General features: G+C 64.8%; 17 protein-coding genes and 1 pseudogene. 9 read left to right on the top strand and 9 right to left on the bottom strand.

Annotated features, from left to right (window positions below; translation table 11 throughout):
• Positions 1-3: 3 nt before the first annotated feature.
• Positions 4-921, bottom strand: a pseudogene (ltnD, locus tag JQ604_RS36605) (L-threonate dehydrogenase); the annotation flags it as partial.
• Positions 922-1,049: 128 nt separating this feature from the next.
• On the opposite strand from ltnD, the gene JQ604_RS36600 reads away from it, so the two are divergent.
• Both JQ604_RS36600 and JQ604_RS36595 read left to right on the top strand, forming a co-directional pair.
• On the top strand, positions 1,050-1,712 hold the full coding sequence (locus JQ604_RS36600; RefSeq protein ID WP_212365596.1) for an aldolase: 663 nt from the start codon (positions 1,050-1,052) through the stop codon (positions 1,710-1,712).
• A 103-nt stretch (positions 1,713-1,815) separates the two neighbouring features.
• A complete protein-coding gene (locus JQ604_RS36595) occupies positions 1,816-2,199 on the top strand; it encodes a hypothetical protein (RefSeq protein WP_212365595.1) in 384 nt (127 codons plus the stop codon).
• A 16-nt stretch (positions 2,200-2,215) separates the two neighbouring features.
• Here JQ604_RS36595 and JQ604_RS36590 read toward each other — a convergent pair whose 3' ends face one another.
• The 6 genes from JQ604_RS36590 to JQ604_RS36565 all read right to left on the bottom strand — a co-directional run bounded on the left by JQ604_RS36590 (position 2,216) and on the right by JQ604_RS36565 (position 7,767).
• Positions 2,216-2,920 (bottom strand): ABC transporter ATP-binding protein, encoded by a 705-nt coding sequence (locus JQ604_RS36590; protein WP_212365594.1) that lies wholly within the window; start codon positions 2,918-2,920, stop codon positions 2,216-2,218.
• Positions 2,904-3,635 carry an ABC transporter ATP-binding protein gene (locus JQ604_RS36585; protein ID WP_212365593.1) on the bottom strand — a complete coding sequence of 244 codons (732 nt, stop codon included), beginning with the start codon at positions 3,633-3,635 and terminating at the stop codon, positions 2,904-2,906. The genes JQ604_RS36590 and JQ604_RS36585 overlap by 17 nt, the downstream gene beginning before the upstream one ends.
• Positions 3,632-4,609 carry a branched-chain amino acid ABC transporter permease gene (locus tag JQ604_RS36580; RefSeq protein WP_212365592.1) on the bottom strand — a complete coding sequence of 326 codons (978 nt, stop codon included), beginning with the start codon at positions 4,607-4,609 and terminating at the stop codon, positions 3,632-3,634. Before JQ604_RS36580 ends, JQ604_RS36585 begins: the two co-directional genes overlap by 4 nt.
• Positions 4,609-5,487, bottom strand: coding sequence for a branched-chain amino acid ABC transporter permease (locus tag JQ604_RS36575; protein WP_211414119.1), 879 nt, complete (start codon positions 5,485-5,487; stop codon positions 4,609-4,611). Before JQ604_RS36575 ends, JQ604_RS36580 begins: the two co-directional genes overlap by 1 nt.
• 136 nt (positions 5,488-5,623) lie before the next feature.
• The gene (locus JQ604_RS36570) at positions 5,624-6,868 is read right to left on the bottom strand and encodes an ABC transporter substrate-binding protein (RefSeq protein ID WP_212365591.1); all 1,245 of its coding nucleotides are present in this window, start codon (positions 6,866-6,868) and stop codon (positions 5,624-5,626) included.
• 83 nt (positions 6,869-6,951) lie between these two features.
• Positions 6,952-7,767 carry a putative hydro-lyase gene (locus tag JQ604_RS36565; RefSeq protein ID WP_212365590.1) on the bottom strand — a complete coding sequence of 272 codons (816 nt, stop codon included), beginning with the start codon at positions 7,765-7,767 and terminating at the stop codon, positions 6,952-6,954.
• A 119-nt stretch (positions 7,768-7,886) separates the two neighbouring features.
• On the opposite strand from JQ604_RS36565, the gene JQ604_RS36560 reads away from it, so the two are divergent.
• Genes JQ604_RS36560 through JQ604_RS36550 form a run of 3 tightly spaced genes read left to right on the top strand, consistent with a single transcriptional unit; the run spans position 7,887 to position 11,021 of the window.
• The gene (locus JQ604_RS36560; RefSeq protein ID WP_212365589.1) at positions 7,887-8,804 is read left to right on the top strand and encodes a LysR family transcriptional regulator; all 918 of its coding nucleotides are present in this window, start codon (positions 7,887-7,889) and stop codon (positions 8,802-8,804) included.
• Positions 8,805-8,831: 27 nt separating this feature from the next.
• Entirely contained in the window at positions 8,832-10,082 is a 1,251-nt protein-coding gene (locus JQ604_RS36555) for a Zn-dependent hydrolase (RefSeq protein WP_212365588.1), read from the top strand.
• A gap of 27 nt (positions 10,083-10,109) precedes the next feature.
• Entirely contained in the window at positions 10,110-11,021 is a 912-nt protein-coding gene (locus tag JQ604_RS36550) for an NAD(P)-dependent oxidoreductase (protein ID WP_212365587.1), read from the top strand.
• A gap of 170 nt (positions 11,022-11,191) precedes the next feature.
• On the opposite strand, the gene JQ604_RS36545 is transcribed toward JQ604_RS36550, so the two are convergent.
• Positions 11,192-12,271, bottom strand: coding sequence for a tartrate dehydrogenase (locus JQ604_RS36545; RefSeq protein WP_212365586.1), 1,080 nt, complete (start codon positions 12,269-12,271; stop codon positions 11,192-11,194).
• A gap of 171 nt (positions 12,272-12,442) precedes the next feature.
• On the opposite strand from JQ604_RS36545, the gene JQ604_RS36540 reads away from it, so the two are divergent.
• Both JQ604_RS36540 and JQ604_RS36535 read left to right on the top strand, forming a co-directional pair.
• A complete protein-coding gene (locus JQ604_RS36540; RefSeq protein ID WP_212365585.1) occupies positions 12,443-13,219 on the top strand; it encodes an SDR family oxidoreductase in 777 nt (258 codons plus the stop codon).
• A gap of 66 nt (positions 13,220-13,285) precedes the next feature.
• Positions 13,286-14,707, top strand: a complete 1,422-nt coding sequence (locus tag JQ604_RS36535; protein WP_212365584.1) for an amidase — start codon at positions 13,286-13,288, stop codon at positions 14,705-14,707.
• Positions 14,708-14,872: 165 nt separating this feature from the next.
• On the opposite strand, the gene JQ604_RS36530 is transcribed toward JQ604_RS36535, so the two are convergent.
• Positions 14,873-15,505, bottom strand: coding sequence for a TetR/AcrR family transcriptional regulator (locus tag JQ604_RS36530; protein ID WP_212365583.1), 633 nt, complete (start codon positions 15,503-15,505; stop codon positions 14,873-14,875).
• A 169-nt stretch (positions 15,506-15,674) separates the two neighbouring features.
• On the opposite strand from JQ604_RS36530, the gene JQ604_RS36525 reads away from it, so the two are divergent.
• Positions 15,675-15,881, top strand: a complete 207-nt coding sequence (locus JQ604_RS36525; RefSeq protein WP_212365582.1) for a ferredoxin — start codon at positions 15,675-15,677, stop codon at positions 15,879-15,881.
• 55 nt (positions 15,882-15,936) lie between these two features.
• Positions 15,937-17,163, top strand: coding sequence for a cytochrome P450 (locus JQ604_RS36520; RefSeq protein WP_212365581.1), 1,227 nt, complete (start codon positions 15,937-15,939; stop codon positions 17,161-17,163).
• Positions 17,164-17,221 lie beyond the last annotated feature (58 nt).

Genomic DNA, 17,221 nt, shown 5'->3' with positions numbered 1-17,221 from the left:
TTCTTACTTGGCGCCGGGCAGCTTCACGCCGGTGACCTGCGCATACATCCGCGCCACCGAGGCATCGTCGTCGCGGCCCATGCCGGCGGCCGCCGTCATCAGGAACATCTGCAGCGCGGCAGCCGAGACTGGCACCGGGAATTTCGCCGAGCGCGCCATGTCCTGGATGATGCCGAGGTCTTTCACGAAGATCTCGACCGCACTGCGCGGCGTGTAGTCGCCGTCGAGCACATGCGGCATGCGGTTCTCGAACATCCAGGAATTGCCGGCCGAGGCCGTGATCACCTCATAGACCTTGCGGATGTCGAGCCCCTGCCTGGCGGCAAACGCAATCGCCTCGGAGGCTGCGGCGATATGCACGCCGGCGAGCAGTTGGTTGATCATCTTGAACGCGGCGCCCGCGCCTGCGGCATCGCCGAGCTCGTAGAGCTTGGCCGCCATCGAATCCAGCGCCGGCCGCGCTTTAGCGAACGCAGCGGCGCTGCCGGAGGCGAGAATGGTGAGCTCGCCCTGCGCCGCGCGCTGCGCGCCGCCGGAGATCGGGGCGTCCAGATAATGCCGGCCGGTGGCCTCGAGCTGTTTGGCCAGTCGCCGCGCGATCTCGGGGTCCATGGTGGCAGAAGAGATGAACACCGCGTCCTTCGGCATGGTCTCGGCAGCGCCGCCCGCGCCGAACAGGACGCCCTCGGTCTGCGCCGCGTTGACGACGACGCTGACGACGATGTCGGCATCCTTGGCGGCCTCGGCCGGGGTCTTCGCCCCCTTGCCGCCGTCCGATACGAAGCGGGACACCGCATCATCAGAGACGTCGCAGCCCGTGACCTCGAATCCGGCGCGTTTCAGCGAGGTCGCCATGCCATAGCCCATCGAGCCGAGCCCGATGACGGCAATACGCGATTTGGCGGAACTGGACATGCGGCGATCCCTCGACTTGTTTGACGCTTTGGTGCTTGCCTAACACGGCTTGGCCGCGCTGCCAAAGCGTGAGACAAGGCAAAATGCAATTCCTTCCGGAGCCGCCAAAGCAGCCCGGAAAAGGAGCCAACGACATGAGCGAGACCAAGCTGCGTGAGGAGATCTGCCGGCTCGGCCGCTCGCTGTTCGAACGCGGGCTGACGCCGGGCTCCTCCGGCAATATCAGCGTGCGGCTCGACGATGGCGGCTGGCTGGTGACGCCGACCAATGCCTCGCTCGGCTTCCTCGATCCTGCAAAAATGTCGCGGCTCGATGCCGACGGAAAGCTCGTCTCCGGCGACGCGCCGACCAAGGAAGTGCCGCTGCACACTGCGCTGTACCAGACCCGCAACGCCGCGCGCGCGGTCGTGCATCTGCACTCGACCCATTCGGTGGCGCTGTCGATGCTGCCCGAGATCGACCCGCGCGCCGCGCTGCCGCCGATGACGGCCTATTATGTCATGAAATGCGGCCAGACCGCGCTGGTGCCCTATTATCGCCCCGGCGATCCCGCCGTGGCCGACGCCATCAAGGGGCTGGCCGGCAAATACTCGTCCGTGCTGCTCGCCAATCACGGCCCGGTCGTCTCCGGCGACACGCTGGAAGCCGCGGTGTTCGCCACCGAGGAGCTCGAGGAGACGGCAAAGCTCTATCTGCTGCTGCGCGGGCTGAACCCAAGATATCTGTCGCCGGAGCAGGTGAAGGATTTGACGGAGACGTTCGGACTGAAGCTGCCGGAGCACGGGCACGAGCACTGAGCCGTCCCACCGCCGAAAATGATTTGCATCGCCGGGATCGCGAGCACATGATCCCCTGTAATTGACTGAAGGAGTTGTTTCATCGATCGCCGGGAGAATTGTCATGGATTTCAAGGTATCCTGCGCCCTCCTCTCTGCCGCCTGCTTTATTGCCCTGCCGATGTCCGCAAGCGCGCAGACGCGTGGCGGCGTCCCTGATCTCAAGGTCGAAGCCAACTGCAAGGCAACGCAGGAGATCGACAAGTCGCTGACCGAGCCGCAGTCCTACGAGGCCTGCATGCGCGACGAGCAAACCGCACAGCAACAGCTCGGACCCGTCTGGCCGACAACGCCGGAGGCAATTCGCAGCCAATGCACCACCGAGGCCTCCTCCGGCGGTATCGACAGCTATGTCGACCTGCTGGCCTGCATCCAGATGAATGGCTTCGGGCAACCCGCGCCACCGCTGCGCGGCGCAAGCAAGAACCGGAACAAGAAGCAAGGATAGAAATCGTAGCGAGCGGCTACAATCCGAGATACGCCTTCCGCACGTCCGGGTTGGTCATCATCTCCGAGGCCGAGCCCTGCATCAGCACGCGGCCGGTTTGCAGGATGTAGGCGCGGTCGGCGATTTCGAGGCACTCGGACATGCGCTGCTCGACGATCAGCACCGTCATGCCGGCGTCGCGGATGCGCTTCACCGCCTGGAAGATCTCGTCGACCAGCTTGGGCATGATGCCCTGCGACGGTTCGTCCAGCATCAGAAGCCGCGGCCGGGTCATCAACGCACGGCCGATTGCGAGCATCTGCTGCTCGCCGCCGGACAGCGTCTCGGCGCGCTGCTCGAGCCGCTCGGAGAGCCGCGGGAACAGCTTGAAGACCAGTTCCAGCGGCTGCTCGCGATCCGGCGTGCCGCGGTAGAGGTAGCTGCCGAGCCGCAAATTGTCCCGCACCGACAGGCGCGGGAACAGCCGGCGGTTCTCCGGCACATAAGCGATGCCGCCCGCAGTGATGATGTGCTGCGGCTTGCCGTCGATGCGGTTGCCGTCGAACGTCACGGTGCCCGAGCGCGGCCGCTCGGCGCCGGCGATCGATTTGAGCAGCGTCGACTTGCCCGCGCCGTTGGCGCCGGCGACGCAGACGATCTCGCCCTTGGCGACTTCGATCGACACGGCGGAGATCGCGACCAGGCCCTGATAGGCGGTCGTGACTTCATGCACGCTGAGCATGACGATCTCCCAGATATGCCGTGATCACCTTGGGATCGCGCACGACGTCGTTCGGCTTGCCTTCGACCAGCACCTTGCCGAGGTCGAGCACGATGGCACGATCGACCAGCGGCATCACGATCTCCATGACATGCTCGACCATCAGCACGGTGACGCCGGTCTCGCGCACCTTGCGCACCAGCTCGACGCCGGTCTGCGCCTCGGTCGGCGTCAGGCCGGTGAGCACCTCGTCGAGCAGCAGCAGCTTCGGTTCGGTCGCAAGCGCCCGCGCGACTTCGAGGCGGCGCTTTTCGGCGGGAACGAGATCGCTCGCCAGCACGTCGGCGCGGGCGGCGAGGCCGGTGAAGTCCAGCACCTCGTGCGCCTTGCGCCGCGCCTCGCGCATCACCGTATTGCGCACCAGCGCGCCGACGATGACGTTGTCGATCACGCTCATGGTCTCGAAGCTCTTGACCACCTGGAAGGTGCGCCCCACCCCGCGCTGGCAGCGCTCGGCCGCCGGCAATTTCGTGACATCCTCGCCGTCGAAGATGATCGAGCCCTGCGTCGGCGGCAGCACGCCGGCGATCAGGTTGAACAGCGTCGACTTGCCGGCGCCGTTCGGTCCGATCAGGCCGACGATTTCGCCGCGCCCGACCGAGATCGAGACGTCGCTGTTGGCGACCAGGCCGCCGAAGCGCTGCCAGACGCCACGCGTTTCAAGCAGCGCCGTCATCGCGCAGCCTCCTTGCGGCGCGAGAACAGGCCGATCAGGCCCTGCGGCCGCGCCAGCGCGATCAGGACGATCAGCGTGCCGTAGACGATCAGGTCGACGCCGCGGCCGGAGCCGCCGATATAGGAACGCGTCAGCTCGGTGATCGGGATCAGGATGACGGCGCCGAGCAACGGCCCCCACAGCGTGCCGATGCCGCCGAGCACCGCAGGCAGTGCCATCAGGAGCGAGAACTGAAAGCCCATGACGCTACTGGGATCGATATAGGAGACGAACTGCGCATAGAAGCTGCCGCCGACTGCGACCAGGAAGGCGGAGACCGCCGCCGCACCCATCTTTGAGTTGAACACGTCGACGCCCAGGCTCTCGGCCGCCTGCGGATTGTCCTTCACCGCGCGCCACCAATAGCCCCATTTGGAATCTTCCAGCCACCAGGTGACGAACCAGGCGACGGCGGCGAGCACCAGCGCGAAGTAGAAGTATGGCAGTTTCGAGCGCGTGAACTGGAATTTCAGCCAGCTGTCGCCGCGCACGGGAATGTCGATGCCGAGCGCCGCGCCCGCCCAATCCCAGTTCTGGATCAGCAGCAATCCGATCTCGGCGATCACGATGGTGGCGATCGCAAAATAGTGGCCGCCGAGGCGGAAGCAGGGATAGCCCAGCGCCATGGCGATTGCGGCCGAGATCAGTCCGCCCGCGATCATGCCGAACCACGGCAGCACGCCGAACTTGGTGAACAGCAGCGCGGTGGTGTAGGCACCGAGCCCGAAATACAGCGCGTGTCCGAGCGAGATCTGTCCGCAATAGCCCGACAGGATGTTCCAGCTCTGCGACAACGCCGCGTACATCAGCGTCAGCACCATGATGTTCTGGACGTAGACGTCCTTGACGAACAGCGGCACGACGGCGGCAACGGCGGCGAGGCCGGCGGCGGTGATGAGTTCGCGGCGGCGCCGCTCGACGAATTGCTGGTCCATCACATCGACCCGAACAGGCCACGCGGCCGGATGAACACGACGAGCAGATAGACCGCGTAGATGCCGACCGACTTCAACGATGGCGGCAGGATCAACGCGGTGGTGGCTTCGACCAGGCCGACGACGATGCCGCCGGCAAAGGCGCCGAACACGCTGCCGAAGCCGCCGAGCGCCACCGTGACATAGGCGATCAGCGCAAAGGACGCGCCGACGTCGGGATAGATGTAGAAGAAGGTCGCCATGATCGCGCCGGCAAGCCCGACCAGCGCGCCGCCAAGGCCCCAGCCGAGCGCGAACACGCGGTTCTTGTCGATGCCGACCAGCGCCACCGCGCCGGGATCCTCGCGGGTCGCTTCCAGCGCGCGGCCGAAATCGGTGCGATTGATGAAGAGGTAGAGCCCGCCGAACGCGGCGATCGCAACCAGCGCGCCGAACAGCTGCGGCTGCGGCAGGTAGATGCCGGCGACCGACACCGTTTTGCCGCCGAGCCATGAATTGGGGACGCTGCGATAGTCGGCCGTGAAGAACAGCTGCGCCAGGCCCCGCATCACGATCGCAAGGCCGAAGGTCGCGAAGATCTGCACCATGCCGACATTGGCCTTGGCGCGCATCGCAAACCGCACGATCACGAGATAGACCGCCGCCCCCAGAACGAACAGGGCAGCGGCGGCCAGTGGCGCCGACAGCAGCGGATCGATCGCGAAGAACGTGAACAGGAAGAACGTCACGTACATCGCGAGCATCAGGAACTCGCCATGGGCGAAGTTGACGACGTCCATCAGGCCGAAGATCAACGCCAGGCCAACGGCGATCAGTCCGTAGAGCAGCCCCATCAGGAGGCCGCTCGCAAGACTCTGGATAATGGTTTCAGCTGTCACGTTGCTTCGTCCCCCGCTAGAGCCTGGTCCGTTCCGATTGAATCGGAACGGGGCTCTGGACTCCTGTCATGACGCGTTTTCTTCACGCGAACCGGTCCCCACTTCGCTCGAAAGCGCTCTGGCAACCCGATCGCGCTTACTTCATCGGCCAGATCGCGTCGGCAACGGCCGCCTGCGTCGGGAAGATGGTGACGAACTTGCCGCCGACATATTGCAGCAGCACCGGATCGGCGTCGTTGTTCTGGCCCATCTCGTCGAACTTGACGCGCTTCCAGGGCATGATGGTCTGCTCGCCCGGCATCTCGGTCGCGGCCAGCGCGTCGCGGATCTTCTCGCCGTCGGTGGATTTGGCGCGGTTGATGGCGTCGGCCATGATGATCATGGCCATGAACTGCCGCGACGTGTTGTCGTTGAGGTCCTTGCCCGACTTCGCCTTGAACAGATCGTTGATCTTGCCGACCATCGGCCGCTTGGCGGCGAGATCGAGCGAGAAGCTGCCGCGGGTGATCGCACCCTCGAGCTTGTCGCCCACCGCGTCATAGAGCGCCTTCTCGGAGAAGCCGGCCGCCTGCGCCACGATGGCATTCGGCTTGTAGCCGAGCTCGGCCATGGTCTTGACCAGCAGGATGCCGTCGGTGGTGTAGCTCGAGGGCATCAGCACATCGGCGTTGGCGGCCTTGAGCTGCTGCACCTCGGCCGACAGCGACGGCGAGTTGGCGCGGTACTTGATGTCGGCGACGATCTTGTAGCCGCGCTCGTTGGCGAGCTTGGTCTGCGCGTTGGCGGAGTCGGTGCCGAAGATCGTGTCTTCGTGGAACAGCGCCAGCGTATTGGCCTTGGCGCCCTTCTTCTTCATCGCATCGAGAAAGTCGAACATCCCGGCCGAGAACATCTCGTCATGCGGCGAGGCACGGAAATAATACTTCAGGCCGCGGCGATGCAGGCTCGGCGAGGAGTTGTCCGCCGAGATGAACGGCGTCTGGTAGCGTTCGCAGATCTGGCTGATCGTGACGGCGACCGCGCTTTGATAGGAACCGAGGATGGCGCAGACCTTTTCCTGGGTGATCAGGCGCTCGGCTTCGGCGCGCCCCTTTTGCGGGTCGCCCTGGGTGTCGGCATAGACGATACGGATCTTGGCGCCGCCGAGGCCCGGCAGACCGACGCCCTTGGCCAGCGGAAGATCGAAGTCCTGGTCGTTGTTGATGATGTCGATCGCGGTCTCGAACGCGCGCTGCGCGTCGACACCCACCTGCGCGCCGGAGCCCGACAACGGATAGGTTGCGCCGATGACGACTTCTGAGGTTTGCGCGCGCGCCGCAATCGGCATCAGCGCGGCAGCGGCCGTTGCACCCAGCAGCAGTTCACGGCGGTTCATCGTCATCTCAGTCCCCTCTTTAAAAATTGCGGCTATCGATGGAGTGAATGTTGTACGCGGTAAAGCCCGAAGAAACGGCAAGTGCTGCACTAAATCACAGCCATGTTCCTGTTCTTCAAATCCGTCACCAGCATCAGTCCCGGCGCATGCGTGATCGCGAACGGCAGCTTCGCGCTCGCGATCACGGCTTGCGGCGTTACGCCACACGCCCAGAACACCGGGATCTCGTCGTCGGCGACCGGCACCGCATCGCCGTAGTCCGGCTTCGCAATGTCCTTGATGCCGATCGAATGCGGATGGCCGAGATGCACGGGCGCGCCGTGCACCGCCGGATAGCGCGAGGTGATCTGCACCGCGCGGATCGCGTCCGCCGGCTTGAGCGGACGCATCGACACGACCATGGGTCCGGCGAACGGACCGGACGGGCTACATGCAATGTTGGTGCGGTACATCGGCACGCGCAGGTTCTGCTCGACGTGACGGATCGGCAGGCCTTCGTCGAGCAGCGCTTCCTCGAATGAATAGGAGCAGCCGAGCACGAAGGCGACGAGATCGTCGCGCCAGTACTTCATGATATCGGTCGGCTCGTCCGTCACTTCGCCGTCATGCCAGACGCGGTAGCGCGGCACGTCGGTGCGGATGTCGAGATCGAGGCCGAGCGCGGGAATTCGGGGATTGCCGACGTCGGACATGCCGATGATCGGGCACGGCTTCGGATTGAGCTGGCAGAAGCGGTGGAAATCGCCGGCGAGCTTTTCCGGCAGGATCGCGAGGTTGCCCTGGACGAAGCCGTTGGCGACGCCGGCGGTGGTCGCGGCCGCACCGCTGCGGAAGGCGCGGCGCGCCTCCTGGCTCGGAAGCGAGGCTTGTTCGGTCGATCGCTGCACTGCCGCAAAAACAGTCATTGAAATCCCCTGCCCACATTCTCGACAGAAGACAGCCAAACGCAAGCCTGATATAAAGTCTAATCGTCATTTTTGATGACGATTGATAAATTTTCTTTATTGAGGGAAAAATCCTTCCAATGTTGGATTTCAAATCCATCGAGACCTTCCTCTGGGTTGTGAAGCTCGGGACCTTCCGCGGCGCCGCCCAGCGGCTCAACACGACCCAGCCTGCGATCTCCCAGCGCATCGCCCAGCTCGAGCGCGAGATGGGGGTCAAGCTGCTGCATCGCGACCATCGCGTCGCCTCGCCGACGCCGAGCGGCCGCGAGCTGATGGTCTATGCGGAGAAGCTGATCGGGCTGCGCGCCGAGATGATGACCGCGGTCGGCGACCGTTCCGCGATGCGCGGCGTGCTGCGGCTCGGCGTCGCCGAGACCATCGTGCACACCTGGCTGCCGCAGCTCGTCAAGAGCGTGAACGCGATCTACCCGAACCTGTCGCTGGAGATCGAGGTCGACATCACGCCGAACCTGAGCGCGCAGCTGCTCGCGCAGGAGATCGAGCTCGCCTTCGTGGTCGGGCCGCTGTCGATGTCCGGCGTGCACAATCGCTTGCTGTGCAACCACCAGCTCAATTTCCTGGCCAGCCCGTCCCTGGGACTCGGCGGCAAGCGCCTGACGGTGCACGATCTCGCGAAATTCCCGATGATCACCTTCCTGCGCAAGACCAAGCCCTATGAGGCGGTCCGCGCGGTGTTCGATCGCCCGGATCTGCCGCCGATCCGGCTGCACGCCAGCGCATCGCTCGCGACCCTGATCCACATGACGGTGGAAGGCCTCGGCGTTGCCGTCATTCCCGCCTCGATCGTCCAGAGCGAGATCGCCGACGGACGGCTGCAACTGCTCGAGACTGATTTCCAGTTGCAACCCGTCACCTTCACGGCAAGCTGGCTCGCATCGCCCGACGCCGTGGCGGTCGAGCGCGTGGCCGACCTCGCGCAGCAAATCGCGCAAGGCAGCGTTGCGGTTGACGCCACGGCAGCGGCGCGCCATTGAACAGAGGTGTTCAATGAGGACCACAGCATGAGCCGCGCCGCGTCAAACCTGCAGATCGATTCCGCCCGCCTGTGGGGTGCGATCCACGAAACCGCAAAATTCGGCGCGACGCCGAAGGGCGGCGTGCGGCGGCTGACGCTGAGCGCCGAGGACAAGCAGGTGCGCGACTGGTTCCGCAGGGCGTGTGAGGACGCAGGTCTCGACGTCCATGTCGATGCGCTCGGCTCGATGTTCGGCCTGCGCAAGGGTCGCGACATGTCGAAGCTGCCGATCGGGCTCGGCTCGCATCTCGATACCCAGCCGACCGGCGGCAAATATGACGGCATCCTCGGCACGCTCGCGGCGCTGGAGGTGGTGCGCACGCTCAACGACGCCGGCATCGAGACCGACGCGCCGATCTGCATCTGCAACTGGACCAATGAGGAAGGCTCGCGCTTTGCGCCGGCGATGATGGCCTCCGCAGCCTACGTCGGCGATTTCACCACCGACGACATCCTCTCCCGCAAGGACGCCGAAGGCATCACCGTCGGCGAAGCACTCGACAGCATCGGCTATCGCGGCGAAAGTCCCGTGGGCCGCCAGAAATTCTCCGGTTTCGTCGAGCTGCATATCGAGCAGGGTCCGATCCTGGAGGCCGAGAACAAGACCATCGGGGTGGTCGATTCCGGCCAGGGCGTGCTGTGGTACGACGGCAAGATCACCGGCTTCGAGAGCCATGCCGGCTCGACGCCGATGCCGCTGCGGCGCGATGCGCTGGCCACGCTGTCGGAGATCGTGCTGGCGATGGAAGGCATCGCGAAGAAACACGGTCCGAAGGCGGTCGGCACCATTGGTGAAGCCGTGATCGCCAATCCCTCGCGCAACGTCATCCCCGGCGAGATCGCCTTCACGCTGGATTGCCGCAGCGCCGATGCCGCAATCATGGACGCGATGGACAAGGATTTGCGCGCGGCAATCGCCGAGATCTCAGGCCGCCGCAAGGTCGAGGTCCAGTTCGACCTGATCTGGCGCAAGGCGCCGACGCATTTCGATCCGAAATTCGTCGATGCGGTCGAGAATGCCGCCAAGCAGCTCGGCTATTCGCACCGCCGCATCACCTCCGGCGCCGGCCACGACGCCTGCAACCTCAACACGGTGATGCCGACGGCGATGGTGTTCGTGCCCTGCAAGGACGGCATCAGCCACAACGAGCTGGAAGACGCGACGCAGCCCGACTGTGCCGCCGGCGCCAACGTCTTGATGCATACGGTGCTGGCGCTGGCCGGCGTCGCGTCCTGATCATCTTCCTTGCAAGTGGAGGCCTTCGTGCGCGGAGTTTTCGTCGACGCCAATGAATCGCTCGCGGTCATCATGGAGAAGCTGGAGAAACCCGGCGATCCGAAGGTCACGATCAACCGCAACCCGGACATCAAGCCCGAAGACTATCCCGCCGTGCTCGACGGCGCCGAGATCGCAATCGTCGACCACACCGCGCTGCCGACCGCGGTGGCGAAGCAGTGCAAGGGGCTGAAGGACGTCGTATTCCTCGGCACCGGCGCGCGCAGCTACATGAACCCGGAAGAACTCGCCGAGTTCGGCATCTCCGTGCACCTGATCAAGGGCTATGGCGACACCGCGGTGGCAGAATCCGCGATCGCGCTGATGTGGGCCTCGGCCCGCGTCATCGCGATGATGGATCGCGAGATGCGCGTCGGCAACTGGCTGCGCGAGGACGGCATGCAGCTCACCGGCAAGACGCTCGGCCTGGTCGGCTTCGGCGGCATCGCAGCCGAAGTCGCGCGCATCGCGCTCGGTAGCGGCATGAAGGTGATTGCCTGGAACCGGTCGCCGAAGAGCTATCCGGGCGTCGAGTTCACCGAGCTCGATACCGTGCTCGCCAGGAGCGACGTCGTCTCGATCCATCTGCTGCTCAACGACGACACCCGCGGCATGATCACGCGCGAGAAGATCGGCAAGATGAAGCCGGGTGTCATCCTGGTCAACACGGCGCGCGCTGCGATCGTGGATGAAGCGGCGATGATCGACGCGCTGAATTCCGGCCACATCCACCACGCCGGCCTGGACGTCTTCAACACCGAGCCTCTGCCCGGCGATCATCCGCTGACGAAGATCGCGAACGTGACGCTGTCGGCGCATTCGGCGTTCCGCACGCCGGAAGCGAGCGAGAACCTGATCCACGCGGCCTGGGAGCATTGCCGCCGGATTGCGAAAGCCTAACCGCGGGCCCTCTTCCCTTCTCCCCTTGTGGGAGAAGGTGGCGCGAAGCGCCGGATGAGGGGTATGTCTCCGCTTGCAAGATTCCGCCGAGTGGAGAGTTACCCCTCACCCGGTTTCGATGCTTGCGCATCGAAACCACCCTCTCCCACAAGGGGAGAGGGTGAATTGCCCTAGTCCACCATCTCCGCGACAGCCTTGCCGCACGCCGTCGTATCCGCGTTGCCGCCGAGATCGCGCGTGCGCAGCGTCCGCTCACCAAGCGTACGCTCGATCGCGCCGACGATCGATTCCGCGGCCTGCTTCTCGCCGAGATGCTCCAGCATCATCGCGCCCGACCAGATCATGCCGATCGGGTTGGCGATCCCCTGCCCTGCGATGTCGGGCGCCGAGCCGTGCACGGGCTCGAACACGCTCGGGAAATTGCCTTCCGGATTGATGTTGCCCGACGGGGCGATGCCGATCGTGCCGGTGCAGGCCGGGCCGAGATCGGAGAGGATGTCCCCGAACAGGTTGGAGCCGACCACGACGTCGAACCAGTCCGGATGCAGCACGAAGTTCGCGGTGAGGATGTCGATGTGGTACTTGTCCCACTTCACCTTCGGATAGTTCTTGGCCATCGCCTCCACGCGCTCGTCCCAATAGGGCATGGTGATGGAGATGCCGTTTGATTTCGTGGCCGAAGTCAGGTGCTTCTTCGGCCGCGACTGCGCGAGATCGAAGGCGAATTTCAGGATACGATCGACGCCAACGCGCGTCATCACCGTCTGTTGCGTCACGAACTCGCGGTCGGTATCGGGGAACATGCGGCCGCCGACCGAGGAATATTCGCCCTCCGTATTCTCGCGCACCACCCAGAAATCGATATCGCCGGGCTTGCGGTTGGCGAGCGGCGACGGCACGCCGGGCATCAGCCGCACCGGGCGCAGATTGACGTATTGGTCGAACTCGCGGCGGAATTTTATGAGCGAGCCCCATAGAGAAATATGATCCGGGATCTTGGCGGGCCAGCCGACCGCGCCGAAATAGATCGCGTCGTGCTTGCCGATCTTCGCCTTCCAGTCCTCCGGCATCATCTCGCCATGCTTCTCGTAATAGTCGTAGGAGGCGAAGTCGAAATGGTCGAACTGCACGCTGACGCCGTGCTTCTTGGCCGCCGCCTCGATGACGCGCAGGCCCTCCGGCATCACTTCCTTGCCGATACCGTCGCCGGGAATGACCGCGATCCGATACTGCTTCTTTGCGCTGCTCATCGAGAACACCCTTGTGATTTTGCCCGGTTGGCGAAGCCGCCTATGCTGATCGTCCTGCAATGAACCAAACTTCGCGCGCGTGCAACGCTGCAGTGCAGTGTTGACCGCGACGCGACCCTGCCCCACCCAATTCGCGGGACTTCCCGCCTCCTTTGAACAGCGAGTACCCCCATGGATCTGCATCTGCGCGGCAAGCGCGTCCTGATCACCGGCGCCTCCAAGGGCATTGGCGCGGCCGCCGCCGAAGCCTTCGCCGAGGAAGGCGCCCATCTCCTGCTGGCCGCCCGCAATGGCGAGCAGTTGAAGGCGTTGGCCGAGCGGTTGCGCGCGGCGCATCAGATCGATGCGGCGATCAGCGTCGTCGATTTGCGCAAGCCGGAGGATCTGGCGCGGCTGGCGAAGGAGGCTGCCGACATCGACATCCTCGTCAACAATGCCGGCGACATTCCCGGCGGCTCGATCGACAAGATCGACGAAGCGACCTGGCGTCACGCCTGGGAGCTGAAGGTGTTCGGATACGTCAACCTGACGCGGGCGATCTACGCCCAGATGAAGGCGCGCGGCGGCGGCGTGATCGTCAACGACATCGGCGCGGCCGGCGAGAAGTTCGACGCCAACTATGTCTGCGGCAGCGCCGGCAATGCCGCGCTGATGGCCTTCACCCGCGCGCTCGGCGGCAAAAGTCTCGCCGACAACATCCGCGTGGTCGGCATCAATCCCGGCCCCGTCGGCACCGACCGCCACGTCACGCTGCTGAAAACCCGCGCCAAGCATCAGTTCGACGACGAAAACCGCTACAAGGAATTCCAGAAGGGCATGCCGCTCGGCCGCCCCGCCCATGCGCGCGAGATCGGTGACCTCATGGCGTTCCTGGCGTCGGATCGCGCAGGGTATACGTCGGGGGTGATTTATACGGTGGACGGTGGGCTCACGGCGGGCTGGGGTTAAGCGCGGCGTTGCGTCCTTCCGTGAAAATGCTCTACAGCTGCAAGACGAGATGCGGAGACAAGAAACGTGGCTGATCAGAGCTTGGTACGGGACACAGCGTGCGCAGTCGTCGATAAACTGAAAGCCGGCGACGTCACGCCGCTCGATTTGCTCGACGTGCTGGAGCAACGCATCGCCGAGGTCGACGGCAAGGTCAACGCGCTGCCGACACTGTGCTTCGATCGCGCCCGCAGCCACGCCAAAGCGCTGATGGCGAAGCCGGCCGCGGAGCGCGGCCTGCTCGCCGGCCTGCCGGTGCCGATCAAGGATCTCACCAATGTCGCCGGTGTGCTGACCACGCAGGGCTCGCCGATCTACAGGGATAACGTCCCCGCCAAATCGGACATCCTGGTCGAGACGCTCGAACGCAATGGCGGCGTGATCTACGCCAAGTCGAACACGCCGGAATTCGGCGCCGGCGCCAACACTTTCAACGAGGTGTTCGGCCCGACGCGCAATCCCTGGGACATTTCGCGCTCGGCGGCCGGCTCGTCCGGCGGCGCGGCCGCGGCACTGGCCAGCGGCACGGCCTGGCTCGCGCACGGCTCCGACATGGGCGGCAGCCTGCGCAATCCCGCGAGCTTCTGCGGCGTCGTGGGCTTGCGGCCGAGCATCGGCCGCGTCGCGCATACGCCGAAGTTCGGCGTCGATCGCACGCTCGGCGTTCAGGGCCCGATGGCGCGCAATGTCGAGGACCTCGCGCTGCTGCTCGACGCGATGAGCGGCGAGCATCCGGCCGACCCGCTGTCGTTGCCGGCGCTGCCGACATCCTTCCTGTCCGCCGCCCGTTCCGGCAGCAAGCCGAAGCGCATCGCCTATTCCCCCGATCTCGGCATCACGCCGGTCGATCCCGAAGTGAAGGCCGTCACGCGGAAGGCCGCCGAGCGCTTTGCCGCGGCTGGCGCGATCGTCGAGGAGGCGCATCCCGATTTGCGCGAGGCTCATGAATGCTTCCACGTGCTGCGCGCCTTCGATTTTGCGATCAGCAAGGCGGCGCTGCTGCGCTCCAAGCGCGACCTGCTCAAGCCGGAGGTGATCTGGAACATCGAGGAAGGCCTGAAGCTCTCCGTCGAGAACCTCGAGCGCGCCGAGGCGCAGCGCGTGGCGATGGCCGCGCGCACGCTCGAGTTCTTCGACACCTACGATCTGCTGCTGTGCCCCGCGACGATCGTGGCGCCGTTCCCGGTCGAGAACCGCTATGTCGCCGAATGCGACGGCAAAAAGTTCGACAATTACGTCGAATGGCTCGGCATCGTCTATGCGATCACGCTGGCCTGCTGCCCGGCGCTGTCGCTGCCCTGCGGCTTCACCGCATCGGGCCTGCCAGTCGGATTGCAGATGGTGGCGAAGCCCCGCGCGGAGGCGCAGCTGCTGGCGGGCGCGAAGGTGCTGGAGGACATTTTGGGCGTACGCGGCACGACGCCGATCGATCCGCGGGCACCGAGGTAAGATAAACCCTCATGGTGAGGAGCGCGGAACGCGCGTCTCTGGACGATGCTGGCATCGCCAGGCGAACCATGAGGCCCGCCCAGTGGCCTCGTCCTTCGAGACGCTTGCTTCGCAAGCTCCTCAGGATGAGGGGATAGATTCGAATGCGCCGCCGTCGACTGGCGCCTACGCCTTCTCTTCCGCCGCCTTCAGCGCCACGGTGAGCGCGAGCTTGGTCTGCTCGACGAACTCATCCATCAGCTGCTCGCGGCTGATTTGCGCGGATTCGCCGGTGAGCAGCCCCTGCTCGGCCAGCATCACGACGCCGTGCAACCCGGCCCAGATCATCAGCGCCTGGCGTTCGCGCAGGAGGCCGACGGCCGGTGCCTCGAATGCATCGACCAGCAACGCGAGCGTTTCCATCGCGGCCGTATGCAACTCGCTGCCCTTTGGTGCGCAGGCCATGGTGCGGGAGGCGAACATCAGGCGATAGATGCCATGGCGCTGCAGCCCGAACGCAAGTGCAGCTTGCGCGAAGCGCGACAGTTTCGAATGCTTCGACGGCTGCTCGACCGCCTCGCGCATGATGTCGTTGAACTGGCGGAACGCCTCCGCCGTCACAGCCTCCAGCAGCGCATCGCGATCGGCAAAATGCCGGTACGGCGCCGGCTGCGAAACGCCGAGCTTCTTCGCCAGCGCCTTGATGCTTACGGCTTCGGGCCCGCCGAGTTCGACCTCCTGCAGGGCAGCCTGAATCAGGGCGTCGCGGAGGTCGCCATGGTGGTAGGTCTTGAACGGCTTGCGAACGATTTGTCCCATCGCCGACGACATCACTGAATTTTCGCTTGACGCGCAAGCGCTTCGATAATGTAATATACTATAACTTGATGGCCCGGTTAAGAAGCCGTCGAACGACAAAAAACTGCAGAGAAACCAGAGGAAACCGCTGCACGCCGCGATTGCGCGCAAGCCGAGGGAGAGCGCCTGCATGGCCAAGCTCAGGATTCGCGTCGACCAGGACAAGTGCCAGGGTCACGCCCGCTGCAAATCACTCGCCCCGGAACTGTTCGAGCTCGACGAATACGGCAACGCCCACGAGGCCGGCGACGGTTCCGTGCCTGAAGGCCTCGAGGACAAGGCGTGGCTTGCCCAGACCAATTGCCCGGAAATCGCAATTGAAGTGACCGAGGAATAGCTCCTCGAACTTTCACCGATCCGCGTTTGAACGAACGAGCAGAAGGAATGACCTGATGTCCGATTCCGCTTCCGCACGCTTTTTGCCCGAACATCCTCCGGTCAAGGACTGGATCCACGATTTCGACCACACCGATCCGGTCTGGACCGAGGATCCGTTCCCGATCTGGGAGGAGCTGCGCGCGGCTTCGCCGGTGGTACACACCAACCGTTTCCTCGGCTGCTACATGCCGACCACCTATCAGGCGGTGAAGGAAATCGCCTACGACACCGAGCATTTCTCCTCGCGCCGCGTCATCGTGCGCGATGTCCGTCCGGAAATCACCGCGCGGGCGCCGCCGATCACATCAGATCCGCCGGAGCACAAGCCGGCCAAGCAGGTGCTGCTGCCGCCGTTCACGCCGGATGCGATGAAGAAGCTGGAGCCGCGGGTGCGCGCGATCTGCAACGAGCTGATCGACGAGTTCATCGATGACGGCGGCTGCGACGCCGCGGCGCGCTACACCAAGAACGTTCCGGTGCGCGCCATCGCGCACATGCTCGGCATTCCCGAGCAGGACGGCGACCTCTTCATCAAATGGATCCACGGCATCCTCGAGCTCGGCATCAAGAGCGAAGACGCGCTCATGAATGCGGTGCGCGAGATGACCGGCTATTTCATGGTGCATCTGGAGGAGCGCAAAAAGGCGCCGGGCGACGACCTGATCTCGAAGCTGATGCAGGCCAAGCTGCCGAACGGCGCGCCGCTGTCGGACGAGCACGTGCTCGGCTCGCTCCGCCTGCTCCTGATCGCGGGCATCGACACCACCTGGAGCGCGATCGGCTCCTCGCTCTGGCACCTCGCGCGGACGCCTGCCGACCGCGAGCGCCTGGTCGCCGAGCCGGAGCTGATGCCATCGGCGATCGAGGAATTCCTGCGCGCCTTTTCACCGGTGACGATGGCCCGCGAGGTGATGAAGGAGACGACGGTCAGCGGCTGCCCGGTGAAGTCGGGCAACATGGTGCTGCTGTCGTTCCCCGCTGCCAACCGCGACCCCGCGATGTTTCCGGATGCGGACAAGGTGGTGATCGACCGCAAGGAGAACCGCCACGCCGCCTTCGGCCTCGGCATTCATCGCTGCGTCGGCTCCAATCTGGCGCGGATGGAGATGACGGTCGCGATCGAGGAATGGCTGAAGCGGATTCCGGATTTCCGGCTTGATCCGGCCGGCAAGGTCACCTGGTCGGAAGGCACCGTGCGCGGGCCGCGTCAACTGCCGGTGCTGTTCGGCAAGAAGGCCTGAGGTCCTGCGCAACGGCAGTTACATCGCGCGACCGAAATGAGGTAGTCTGGCCGCTCAA

The sequence above is a fragment of the Bradyrhizobium jicamae genome, assembly GCF_018130695.1.
In the GTDB taxonomy this organism is placed as follows: domain Bacteria; phylum Pseudomonadota; class Alphaproteobacteria; order Rhizobiales; family Xanthobacteraceae; genus Bradyrhizobium; species Bradyrhizobium jicamae_B.
The sequence above is the reverse complement of the archived record's forward strand: the minus strand, read 5'-3'. Positions and strand labels throughout refer to the sequence as shown.